The following is an 11,992-nucleotide window of genomic DNA, read 5'->3' on the forward strand; positions in this document are numbered from 1 at the left end:
GGATAACGATATGGCCCATAACAAGACTACCCTCATCGCCGCCGCATTGTCCGCAGCCTTCGCCTGTAACGGCGCCATCGCCGCCGAGCCAGCGGCACCGGACACCGCCCGCCGCCAGCCGCAGATCGACAAGATCGTCAGCGAGATTTCGCCGCAGCGCATTGAAGCCACGATACGCAAGCTGGTGAGCTTCCAGACCCGCCACACCATGTCCGAGACCGAATCCGACACGGTGGGCATAGGCGCCGCGCGGCGCTGGATCAAGAGCGAATTCGAGCGCTGCAACGCGCAGAGCGGCGGCCGCCTGCAGGTGGAATTCGACAGCCATATCGCGCCAGTGTCGCGCCGCATCAGCCGTCCGACCGAGATCGTCAACGTGGTGGCCACGCTGCCCGGCACGCAGGACGCGGCCAAGGAACGCATCTACGTGGTCAGCGGCCACTATGACTCGCGCAACACCGACGTGATGGACGCCACCGGCTTCGCGCCCGGCGCCAACGACGACGCTTCCGGCACGGCGGCCGTGATGGAAATGGCCTGCGTCATGGCCAAGTACAAATTCGACGCCACGCTGGTCTTCATGACAGTGGCGGCGGAGGAACAGGGCCTGCTGGGCGCGGCGCACTGGGCCGAACAGGCCAAGCAGAAGAAGCTGAACATCGCCGGCATGTTCACCAACGACATCATCGGCAGCTCGCGCGACGAGCACGGCAAGGTGGACGACAAGCAGGTGCGCCTGTTTGCGGAAGGCCTTCCGGTGGAGAAGGAAGCCAGCGACACCAACCGCACGCTGATACAGACCGGCGGCGAGAACGACTCGCTGTCGCGCCAGCTGGCACGCCACGTGAAGGAGCAGGGCGAGCGCTACGTGAAGGATTTCAAGGTCAGCGTGATACAGCGGCGCGACCGCTATCTGCGCGGCGGCGACCATATGCCTTTCCTGGAGCGCGGCTACGCGGCGCTGCGCTTTACCGAGCCGGCGGAGGACTTCAACCACCAGCACCAGAACGTGCGCACGGAAAACGGCGTGGTGATAGGCGATATGCCTGAGTACAACGACTACAAATACATTGCCAAGGTGGCGCGCGTGAACGCCGCCGCGCTGGCCACGCTGGCGCTGGCGCCCGCGTCGCCGCAGCAGGTGCAGGTGCGCACGGGGCAGCTGGAGAACGACACGGCGCTGGTGTGGAAGCCGAACGGCGAGCCGGACCTGGCGGGCTACCGCATCGTCTGGCGCGCAACGGATGCGGCGGGCTGGCAGGGCAGCAAATTCGTCGGCAACGTCACCGAAGCGCGGGTGCCGCTGTCGAAGGACAACTACTACTTCGGCGTGCAGGCCATCGACAAGGACGGCAACGCCAGCCCGGCATCGTATCCGGTGCCGCTGCGCTGAGCCGCGTTCGGCGGGTTACGAACCTGCGGTTCTAACCCGCCCTACGTCACCGTTCACATCACTACATCACTACATCGGCACATCGGCACATCGGCACATCGGCACATCGGCACATCGTAGGGCGGGTTAGGCGAAGCCGTAACCCGCCACGGCCGGCTACAACGCCGGCGGCAGGTTGGCCAGGAATGCGTGGATCTGCGACACCACCGCCGCGCCTTCTCCCACCGCCGCCGCCACCCGCTTGGTGGAGTTGGCGCGCACGTCGCCGATAGCGAACACGCCGGGCACGCTGGTTTCCAGCGCTGCCCGCGAGGGCAGGTCGGCCGGGTACACCCCCTTGGAGAAGTTGGCCTTGCACTGCGCCTTGGTCACGTCGAAGCCGGTGCGGATAAAGCCCTTGGGGTCGACGTCCACGCCGCAGTCGCTGAGCCAGCCCGTATTCGGGTCGGCGCCGATAAACAGGAACACGCGGCACACGTCGTAGTCGGTTTCCGAGTCGTCCCGCCCGCAGCGCACGCGCACCTGCTGCAGCCCCAGTTCGTCATCCCCCTCCAGCGCTACAATCTCGCTATGCGTGTGCAGCACGATATTCGGCGTGGCCTGGATGCGCTCGATCAGGTAGCTGGACATGGTGGCCGCCAGGCTCGGCCCGCGCACCAGCATGTGCACCTTGGACGCGTGCCCGGACAGGAACACCGCCGCCTGCCCCGCCGAATTGCCGCCGCCTACCAGGATGACCTCCTCGGTCTTGCACAGCTTGGCCTCGATAGGCGAGGCCCAGTAGTACACGCCGCGTCCTTCGAACTGCTTCAGGTTGGCCAGCGATGGACGGCGGTAGCGCGCGCCGCAGGACAGCACCACGGTCTTGGCCTGCAGCCGCGTCAGGCTGCCGCACATTTCCACCTGCAGCGGATAGGTGTCGCAGATAAGCCGCCCGGCCGGCGCCGGAATGGCGATCTTGACGCCGAACTTCTGCGACTGCACATAAGCGCGTCCGGCCAGCGCGCCGCCGGAAATGCCGGTCGGGAAGCCCAGGTAGTTTTCAATGCGCGCGCTGGCGGCCGCCTGGCCGCCGAAGGCGCGCGTTTCCAGCGCCAGCACCGACAGGCCTTCGGACGCGGCATACACCGCCGTCGCCAGTCCGGCCGGGCCGGCGCCCACCACGATCACGTCCCACACCTTGTCGCTGCTCAGCTCGGGCAGCATGCCCAGGCAGCGGCCCAGCTCCACATTGGTGGGGTTCATTTTCACGCTGCCGTCCGGGCACACCACCAGCGGCATGTCCTCGGGCTGCGGCTGGTAGTGCTCGCACAGCGCGCGCGCCTGGGCGTCGGACTTCGGGTCCAGCACGGAATAGGGATGGCCGTTGCTCTGCAGCCAGGTCTGCAGATTGTGCAGGCGTGGATGGCCGGGCGCGCCCACCAGCACGGGGCCGCCCGACGGCGCTTCGATCAGGCCCACGCGGCGCAGGATTAGCGCGCGCACAAGGCGCTCGCCCAGCTCGGCTTCCGCCACCACCAGCGCTCGCAGCGATTCGGACGGGATCACCAGCACTTCCACGTCGCCGACCGCGTCGCCGTTGACCAGCGAAGGGCGGTCCGACAGCTGGCCCACCTCGCCGCAGAACTGGCCCGCGCCGTGTTCGATGATCAGCGAGGTGTTGCCCAGACCGTCGTAGCGGCTGATGGCCACCCGGCCTGTCAGGATCACCAGCATGCCGAAGGTGGTGCGGCCGGCTTCGAACAGGCGTTCGCCGTTGCGGAAATGGCGCACGGTGCCGAAGCGGTGCATGCGCTTGATCTCCGCTTCGCTCAGCGTGGGGAACATCTGGTGGCGGCGCGATTCCAGCGAGCTGGGCAAAGTGCCCATGGCTACGCTGGCGTTCACTTCTGCTTCGAAAGGGGTGTCGTTGGCCATGGCGGTATTCGTGAAATAAGGGGCGGGTTTTTGTTACGGACAGTCTATCGCATGCCCCGGCTTTCATGCCAACATCTTATTGGGGAGCCAGGCTGGTACAATCTTTGCAATTATTTTTTGCAATTCTCCCTGATAAGCTATTTATGCCCGTCGTCCCCGCCATCCGCGCGCTCGATCCGCGCGAAACCGAGCAGTTTTTCGTCTACCTGAACGATCACCTGAGGGACAACGGCACGCACGGCCATCCGCTGTTTCAGCCCATGCCGCGCAGCCAGTCGGTCTTCCCGGAGGAAAAAGCCGTCGCCTTTATCAAGGGCATGGGCATTGCCGTCGGCCAGCCGGGCTGGCGCCGCGCCTGGGCCGCCACCGGCCAGGACGGCATTCTCGGCCACGTCGACCTGCGCGCGCGGCCCGAGGGCGGCAGCGCCCACCGCGCCTTGCTGGGCATGGGTGTGCACCGCATGGCGCGGCGCCAGGGCCTGGGCCGGGTGCTGGTGCGGTCCGCCATGGATTGGGCGCGCCAGGCCGGCCTCGAGTGGGTGGACCTGGAAGTGCTGAGCATTAACGAACCGGCGCGCGCGCTCTACCGCGACTGCGGCTTCCGGCAGACCGGCGAAATCGCCGACATGTTCCGCATCGACGGCGAGCAGCTCGCTTACACGCTGATGAGCGTGAAGCTGTAAGGTCCGGCCAACCCCGTGCCGGGCGCGCTTTCGCGTCCCGGATTAAAATGATCTTTTTTGCTGAACGAAAACAGAACTCAATGGCTTACATGACTATTGCCGATACGATCGGCAACACGCCCCTGGTGCAGCTGAAACGCATCCCCGGCGCCGACGCCGACGCGCGCGGCAACATTATCCTGGGCAAGCTGGAAGGCAATAATCCGGCCGGTTCCGTCAAGGACCGCGCCGCCATGTCCATGCTGCGCCGCGCCGAGGAGCGCGGCGACATCAAGCCGGGCGACACGCTGATCGAAGCGACCTCCGGCAACACCGGCATTGCGCTGGCGATGGCGGCCGCCATCCGCGGCTACAAGATGCTGCTGCTGATGCCGGAAAACCAGAGCGAGGAGCGCAAGCAGGCCATGGCCGCCTACGGCGCGCAGATCCTGCTCACGCCCAAGACCGGCGGCATGGAATACGCGCGCGACATGGCCGAGCAGATGCAGAAGGACGGCAAGGGCATTATCCTGGACCAGTTCGGCAACGGCGACAATCCGCGCGCCCACTACGAGGGCACCGGCCCGGAAATCTGGCGCGACACCGGCGGCCGCGTCACCCACTTCGTCAGCGCCATGGGTACCACCGGCACCATCATGGGCGTGTCGCAGTACTTGAAGGAGCAGAGCGAGGCGGTGCGCATTATCGGCGCGCAGCCGGAGGAAGGCTCGCAGATCGCCGGCATCCGCAAATGGCCGGAAGCCTATCTGCCGAAGATTTACGACAAGGCGCGCGTGGACCAGGTGGAATACGTGACGCAGGCGGCGGCCGAGCGCATGGCGCGCAGGCTGGCTGCCGAGGAAGGCATCTTTTGTGGAATTTCGGCGGCGGGCGCGTGCGAGATTGCATTGCGCATTTCGCAGACCGTGGAGAACGCAACCATCGTGTTCATCGTCTGCGACCGGGGCGACCGCTACCTGTCGACCGGCGTGTTCCCGGCGTAAGGGCAAAGGACTTTATCCCTCCGCCCGCGCGGGGGAGGGATCGCAAACCGGGGCGGCTTAGCCCTGGTTCGGCGTTTCGCCTTCTTTAGGCTTGAACTGCTTGTCGCTGATGCGGAACTTGTTGCGGCGGTCGCCCATCAGGTAGCGCAGGTCACGAATGCTCAGATCGCTTACTTCATGCATGCGGATCAGCAGCGAAGCACCCACCGGCAGGCGGTGGTGGCGGATTTTGCTGATCACCGGTGGCGCCACTTCCAATGCGCGCGACAGGGCGGCATCGTTTTTCAGGCGCAGGTTTTCGATCAGCGTGTCGAGCAGCCGGTTCGGATTGTATTGCAGCAGATCATCGCCTTCCGAATCGCTGTTCATATCGATACCCACTTGGTTAGTCATGATTCGTCTGTTCCTTCTGTAAAGTTTGTCCTGCAAAGTGAAACACTCGGAGCCTAGCCATGTTCATCCTTACTCGGGAACGAATTCACCACACGGACGGAATTCCGAAATAACAAGTTTCATAATATATACACAATTGTACAACATCACGCAATGTAATACTTACGAGCAATAAAAAATAACTGTTGCACGTAGATATCGTTGTCCGTCCGCAACAATGTGTGAGAATTGCCGCCAGCTGCGTGTGCTACCATGCCTCTGCAGATCCCGCACCATTCTTTGTCTTTTGCACAAAGTTGAGTATAGGGCAAAATCGCTCAGCATTGCCGCACGATATGATTCCTGTCGTGTTTCCAACTATCAATTATACAATAGCTGCCACGAGGCAAGATTTCAAGTGGCTTTACGCTTCCTTACAAGTCGCGGCGCGATAATTTGATGGCGCGTCCCAGCTCCAGCACCGACATGGCGTAGAAGTAGCTGCGATTGTATTGCGTAATCGAGAAGAAATTATTGCTGCCCAGCCAGAACTCAGTCGGCTCGGAGCCGTTCTGCAAATCCACCAGACCGAAATTCATTCCTTCCGGCAAGGTGGAAGTGGTGACGACGCCGGCGGACATCAAGTCCTGCGGGCGGAATTTTGCTTCCAGGCCCTGGTTGATAAAGCGTTCCCACTGGCGGCTGGGCGAGACGGTGGCGGCATACACCAGCGGACCCGGGTCGTCGCGGCGCCAGCCGTGCGCCACCAGGAAGGCGGCCACGCTGCCGATGGCGTCGGTGGGCGAGTTGCGCAGGTCCACCCGGCCGTTGCCGTCGAAATCCACCGCGTATTTCATAATGTTGCTTGGCATAAACTGCGGCAGGCCCACAGCGCCGGCGTAGGAACCCAGCAGCGAGAAGGGATCGATGCCGGCCTGGCGCGCGTACAGCAGCGTGCTTTCCAGTTCTCCCTTGAAGAAGGCCATGCGCGCCTCGCGCGCGGGCGCCAGCGGGTAGGCGAAGGCCAGCGTGGTGAGCGCGTCCATGACGCGGAAGCGGCCGGTGTTGCTGCCGTACACGGTTTCCACGCCGATGATGCCGACGATGATTTCCGCCGGCACGCCGTACAGCGCCTCGGCGCGCGCCAGCGCCTCGCGGTTCTCGTTCCAGAATTTCACGCCGCCGTTGATGCGCACCGGCTCGATGAACAGCTTGCTGTAGGCCTGCCAGTTCTTCGGCTTGCCGGGAGGGGCCGGCTTCATCAGCTGCACGGCCGAGTCCACGTAGCGCACCTGCATCATGGTCGCTTCCAGTTCCTTGCGGTCGAAGCCGTGCTTGGCGGCCATTTCGTCGAGGAACTGGCCCACTTCCTTCCACTGGCCGAAATTGACGAATTCGCCTTCGTAGTCGGTTTTCTTGGCCGGGACGGCCTTGGCGGGCTTGGCTTTCTTGGCCTTCGCTTTGCTGTGCGCGGCGGGCGTGGCGGCGGCGGCTGGCGCCGGCGCGGTACCGGCCAGTGCCAATGCCAGCAGGGCGGAGGAGAGCGTGTTGGTGTGCAAAGACAGTTTCATTGAATTCGTTTCAGCAAAATGGCCAGCCTTTTGGCGGGCGCCGTTATCTCATCAGCAGGCGCTGCATACTTGAGCGCGCCATACAATTCCAGAAAGGCCAGCATGGCCTCTTTCTTATCTTCCTGCCCCGCCATCGCCTGCAGGCGGCGGGCGTAGCTGTGCGGTCCTTCGTGCGGCGCGCGCGCCATGCCGCGCCGGGCCATTATGCGGCAGAACGCCGCGTACACCGCGTCCACCGGATCCGGCGGGACCAGGGCGCGCCGTTTGCGCAGCTGCAGCATCGCCAGCGCCAGCAGGGCGGACGCCGCCAGCGCCGCGCCGCTGCGCCAGTTGCCGAAGGCGCCGGATAGTTCCGCAAGGAAACTGCTCTGCCTATCTGGATTGTAATCCAGGACCCATTGATTCCACGCATTATTCACCGCCAGTGCGCGGAATCTGAGTTTCGCCAGCCACGAATTGCTGTCATTGGCGAAATTCATCAGGCCGTCCAGGCCGGTCAGGCCGAACGGCGCTTGCTGCGGCAGCGCGCGGCCCAGGCCCTGGTTGATGCGCTCGGGCGCGACGGCGGAGGTGGGATCGACCCGCAGCCAGCCTTGGCCCTCGGCCCAGATTTCGGCCCAGGCGTGGGCGTCGGACTGGCGCACGGTGAGGTAGCCGTCCACGGGGTTCAGTTCGCCGCCCTGGTAGCCGGTGACCACGCGCGCCGGCACGCCCATGGCGCGCATCAGCACCACGAAGGCGCCGGCGTAGTGCTCGCAGAAGCCGGCCTTGCTGCCGAACAGGAAATCGTCCACCGCGTTGCGGCCCAGCAGCGGCGGCTCCAGCGTGTAGCTGAACTGCTGGGTGCGGAACATGCGCAGCACGGCCTGGGCCGAGTCCGCGGGGCCGCCGGGCTGGCGCAGCGTGGCCGCCAACGCCAGGGTGCGCGGGTTGTAGCCGTCCGGCAGGCGCAGCGCGCGGGCCAGCTGCGCGCCGTCCAGGCTGGGCTGCAGGCGGTAGGACAGGTAGGCGCTGGCCTGGTAGCGCAGCCGCTGGTGCACGGGCTCGCGGCTGATGAACTCGAACTCGTCGCTCAGGCCGGCGCCCAGGCCGGGCATGGGCAGGTTGGGATTGGTCAGCTCCAGCGCGAACAGCCAGCGCTTGCCGGTGGGCTCCATGGTCACTTCATGGCGCAGCGGCTCGCCCAGCACGGAGGCGCGCGAGTTGCTTTCGCCGGCGCGGTAGCGGGGGCGTTCGGTGCGGGTCCAGGTGCTGCCGTCGTAGTTGCTCAGCACAATGCCGCGCCAGTAGAGCTGGTTCTGCGGCGGCAGCGGGCCGAAGAAGCGCACCCGGTAAGCCACCTCGTCCGACAGCGCCAGGCCGGTCATGCTGCCGGGCGACATGGTGTCCGAAATGCCGCTGCGGGCGCTGCGGGCGTCGCCGGGCAGGCCCCACAGTGGTCCCTGGATGCGCGGGAAGGCGAAGAACAGCACCACGGCCAGCGGCGCGGCGGCCAGGAAGATTTTTCCCGCCACCAGCAGGCGCTGGCGCAGCGGCGGCACGGCGCCGGTGTACTGGAAGGTCATCAGCGTGGCCAGCAGCACGATGATGGTGGCCACCATGCACAGGCCGGTGAAGATGGACTGGGAGTAGAAGAAATTGGTCAGCAGCAGGAAGAAGCTGAGGAAGATGACCACGAACAGGTCGCGCCTGGCATGCATTTCCAGCAGCTTGAAGGCCAGCAGCAGGGCCAGCATGGCCACGCCCGCGTCGCGGCCCAGCAGGGTGCGGAAGGACAGGTAGACGCCGCCCATGGCCAGCAGCGACACCGGCAGCAGCAGCCACAGCGGCGGCATGCGGCGCCCCCGCAGCGTGATGGCGCCGCGCCACAGCAGCACGCAGCAGATGACGGCGCTGGTCCACGGGGGCAGATGGCCGAAGTGCGGCGCCAGCACCAGCAGGGCGGCGGCCAGCAGCAACAGCGTGTCGGCCTTGTCGCGCGTGAGCCGCTGCGCCCAGCGTGCCAGCGGTCCCGCCGATGCGGCGCCGTGCGCGCTCACGCGGCGCTCCCGGTGCGCTGCGGCGCAGGACCGCGCTTGGCCGGGGCGCTCACGCGTAGGCCTCCTGGCCGTACAAGGCCAGCGCTCGCAGGCAGGCGCTCCGGTGGGCGTCGCCCAAGGCGGGCGGCAGGTCGTGGTGGCCCAGGCGGAAGCCGTAGGGCAGGGCGCGCTGCTCGGCCTCCAGCACCCAGCGCGCCATGCGCGACAGCCGCAGCTCCAGATCCAGGGTGTAGGGCAGCAGCGCGAAGTCGAGCACCATCTCGGCCACCGCGCCGCCCTCGAAATGCTTGGTGCTGAGCTGTCCGCCCAGCGCCGGGTCGTGCCGCGCGATCTGGCGCCAGGCCAGGTGGCGCATGGGGTCGCCCGGCTGGTAGCTGCGGATGCCGGCGAAATTATCCAGCCCCACCTGGCCGTGCCCGTCCTCGCTGGCCGCGCCGCTCACCGGCAGCGGCGGCGCGTTGTTTTCCGGCGCGGGATAGACCAGCACGCGCAGGTCCGGCTCCCAGTAAGCCCAGGCGCGGAACAGGCCGAGCGGAAAACGCGTCACCAGTCGCACGCGCGGCGCCGCCAGCCAGCCGCGCCCCTCGGTGGGCGCCGCCAGCACCAGCGCCGCGCTGCCGCCGGCCGGCACGTCGAGCGCCTGGCGCGGTTCGCCGTCGTGCTGGAAGCCCAGCCACACGCCGTAGCGGCTGCGCGCCGTGCCGTTGTGGACTTGCAGTTCGAACTGCGCCTCCTGCCCGGAGAACACCGGCTGCGCGCGGCCAGGCGCCAGGCGCAGCATGGCCAGGTTACGGGCCGTCATGACCATGTCCGCCACGGCGCAGGCGCCGGTGAAGAAGGTCAGCGCAAAGCCCAGGCCCAGCGTGTAATTGATGGAGCCGATCAGCATGATCAGCAGCAGTCCCGTGAACGCCATGCCGGGCCGCGTGGGGACGATGAAGACGCGCCGCATCACTAGCAGCACCTCGCCCGGTTCCGGCCCGCGCAGCTGGAACAGCCAGCTGTTCAGCCACGCCCGCAGCCGGCCGGGGGGCGGAGGGGATAGTGGCCGGGGTGCGCCGGCGTCCTGCATGGTTTGCATGGAGCGGGCTTACACCGGCACCGATGCCTGCAACTGCAGCACCAGGTCGCGGCTGGCCAGGGCCACGCCGTGCGCCGCTTTCAGTGGCCGCAGCCGGTGCGCGCAGACCGGCACCAGCACCGCCTGCACGTCCTCCGGCAGCACGTGGTCGCGCCCCTCCAGCGCGGCCCAGGCGCGCGCCGCCTGCAGCAGCGCCAGCGCCGCGCGCGGACTCAGGCCCTCGGCGAAGGCGCCGTTCTGGCGCGAGGCCTGGGCCAGCGCCTGCACATAAGTGGCCAGCGCGGGCGAGACGTGGATGCGGCGCAGGCTGCGCTGCGCCTCCAGCAATTCGGCCGAACTCATGGCCGGCGGCAGCGACTTGAGCATGGCGCGCCGGTCGTCGCCCAGCAGCAGGGCGCGTTCGGCGGCCGGGTCGGGATAGCCCAGCGAGAGGCACATCAGGAAGCGGTCCAGCTGCGACTCCGGCAGCGGGAAGGTGCCAACCTGGTGCAGCGGGTTCTGGGTGGCGATCACGAAGAAAGGCTCGGGCAACGGGCGCGTGACGCCGTCGGCCGAAACCTGGCGTTCCTCCATCGCTTCCAGCAGCCCGGACTGGGTCTTGGGCGTGGCGCGGTTGATCTCGTCGGCCAGCAGCACCTGCGTGAAGATGGGGCCGGGATGGAAGGCGAAGCCGTTCTTTTCGCGCTCGTAGATGGAAATGCCGGAGACGTCGGCCGGCAGCAGGTCGCTGGTGAACTGGATGCGGTTGAAATTGAGGCCCAGCGAAATGGCCAGCGCGTGCGCCAGCGTAGTCTTGCCCACGCCCGGCACGTCCTCCACCAATAAATGGCCGCCGGCCAGCATGCAAGTGAGCGCCAGGCGCACTTGCTGGTCCTTGCCGACGATGACCTGGCCCACCTGGCGCGCTACCGCATGCAGTTTGGTATACATGGTTCCTGTTATTATCCCGTGGTAGATTACAACCTGATTCTATGCGAGAACCCGCATGGGAACCACCCCGATCGCTGCGGTAGAGACACGAGACATGAGTACAGCAATTTACAGCCACCCCGACTGCCTGCGCCACGAGATGGGCGAGTGGCATCCAGAATCGCCCGCCCGGCTGCAAGCGATTGCCGACCAGCTCATCAATTCTCACATTGACGACCTGCTGGAGCACCGCGAGGCGCCGCTGGCGGCGCTGTCCGACATAGAGCGCAACCATAGCCGCAACGCCATCGGCATTGTGCGCGACAACGTGCCGGAGGCGGGCGACTACTACCCCATCGACGGCGACACCTCGCTCAACGCCCATAGCTGGCAGGCGGCCCTGCGCGCCGCCGGCGCCGCCGTGGCGGCCACGGACGCGGTGATCGACGGCGAAATCGGCAACGCCTTTTGCGCCATCCGCCCGCCCGGCCACCACGCGCGGCCGACCGAGCCCATGGGCTTCTGCATGTTCAACAACATCGCCATCGCGGCCAAGCACGCGCTGGACGTGCGCGGCCTGCAGCGCGTGGCCATCGTGGATTTCGACGTCCACCACGGCAACGGCACCGAGGAGGCGCTGATGGACGAGCCGCGCGCGCTGATGGTGAGCTTCTTCCAGCATCCCTTCTATCCCTACAGCGCGGTGGCGGCGGAAACGCCGAACCGGGTGAACGTGCCGGTCCCGGCGCATTCCAAGGGCGACGTGGTGCGCCAGCTGGTGCTGGACAAGTGGCTGCCCGCGCTGCACGCCTTCAAGCCGGAGATGATCTTCATCTCGGCCGGTTTCGACGCGCACCGCGAGGACGACATCGGCGGCATGGGCCTGGTGGAGGCGGACTACGCCTGGATGACGCAGCAGGTGATGGCCGTGGCCAAGGAGTACGCGCAAGGCCGTATCGTGAGCTGCCTGGAGGGCGGCTACAACCTGTCGGCGCTGGGCCGCAGCGTAGTGGCCCACGTGAAGGCGCTGGCGGAGCTGTAGGC

10 protein-coding genes are annotated in these 11,992 nt (G+C 66.4%); 4 read left to right on the forward strand and 6 right to left on the reverse strand.

Annotated elements, in window-relative coordinates; all coding sequences use genetic code 11:
• Nucleotides 1–10: 10 nt before the first annotated feature.
• Nucleotides 11–1,393: a M28 family peptidase gene (locus KT882_RS09295; RefSeq protein WP_228895450.1), complete on the forward strand. Its 1,383-nt coding sequence runs from the start codon at nucleotides 11–13 to the stop codon at nucleotides 1,391–1,393.
• Nucleotides 1,394–1,549: 156 nt separating this feature from the next.
• Here the strand turns inward: KT882_RS09295 and KT882_RS09300 are convergent, their stop codons facing one another.
• Nucleotides 1,550–3,262, reverse strand: a complete 1,713-nt coding sequence (locus KT882_RS09300) for an FAD-dependent oxidoreductase (protein ID WP_228896586.1) — start codon at nucleotides 3,260–3,262, stop codon at nucleotides 1,550–1,552.
• Nucleotides 3,263–3,453: 191 nt separating this feature from the next.
• Between KT882_RS09300 and KT882_RS09305 the strand changes: the two genes are divergently transcribed.
• Together KT882_RS09305 and cysM are read left to right on the forward strand one after the other, a co-directional pair.
• The gene (locus tag KT882_RS09305; protein ID WP_228895452.1) at nucleotides 3,454–3,993 is read left to right on the forward strand and encodes a GNAT family N-acetyltransferase; all 540 of its coding nucleotides are present in this window, start codon (nucleotides 3,454–3,456) and stop codon (nucleotides 3,991–3,993) included.
• 80 nt (nucleotides 3,994–4,073) lie between these two features.
• Entirely contained in the window at nucleotides 4,074–4,976 is a 903-nt protein-coding gene (gene cysM, locus KT882_RS09310) for a cysteine synthase CysM (protein ID WP_161071749.1), read from the forward strand.
• 57 nt (nucleotides 4,977–5,033) lie between these two features.
• Here the strand turns inward: cysM and KT882_RS09315 are convergent, their stop codons facing one another.
• From KT882_RS09315 to KT882_RS09335, 5 genes are all read right to left on the reverse strand, one after another.
• A complete protein-coding gene (locus KT882_RS09315; protein WP_082552264.1) occupies nucleotides 5,034–5,369 on the reverse strand; it encodes a hypothetical protein in 336 nt (111 codons plus the stop codon).
• 413 nt (nucleotides 5,370–5,782) lie between these two features.
• Nucleotides 5,783–6,919: a lytic murein transglycosylase B gene (mltB, locus tag KT882_RS09320; protein ID WP_161071750.1), complete on the reverse strand. Its 1,137-nt coding sequence runs from the start codon at nucleotides 6,917–6,919 to the stop codon at nucleotides 5,783–5,785.
• Nucleotides 6,916–8,958, reverse strand: a complete 2,043-nt coding sequence (locus KT882_RS09325) for a transglutaminase TgpA family protein (RefSeq protein ID WP_228895454.1) — start codon at nucleotides 8,956–8,958, stop codon at nucleotides 6,916–6,918. The genes mltB and KT882_RS09325 overlap by 4 nt, the downstream gene beginning before the upstream one ends.
• Before the next feature lie 49 nt (nucleotides 8,959–9,007).
• Nucleotides 9,008–10,030: a DUF58 domain-containing protein gene (locus KT882_RS09330; RefSeq protein WP_407682045.1), complete on the reverse strand. Its 1,023-nt coding sequence runs from the start codon at nucleotides 10,028–10,030 to the stop codon at nucleotides 9,008–9,010.
• A gap of 18 nt (nucleotides 10,031–10,048) precedes the next feature.
• On the reverse strand, nucleotides 10,049–10,969 hold the full coding sequence (locus tag KT882_RS09335) for an AAA family ATPase (protein ID WP_161071752.1): 921 nt from the start codon (nucleotides 10,967–10,969) through the stop codon (nucleotides 10,049–10,051).
• Between the two features lie 94 nt (nucleotides 10,970–11,063).
• On the opposite strand from KT882_RS09335, the gene KT882_RS09340 reads away from it, so the two are divergent.
• Entirely contained in the window at nucleotides 11,064–11,990 is a 927-nt protein-coding gene (locus KT882_RS09340) for a histone deacetylase family protein (RefSeq protein WP_228895459.1), read from the forward strand.
• The last annotated feature ends 2 nt before the right edge of the window (nucleotides 11,991–11,992 follow it).

This window comes from Pseudoduganella aquatica, assembly GCF_020865585.1.
In the GTDB taxonomy this organism is placed as follows: Bacteria; Pseudomonadota; Gammaproteobacteria; order Burkholderiales; family Burkholderiaceae_D; genus Rugamonas; species Rugamonas aquatica_A.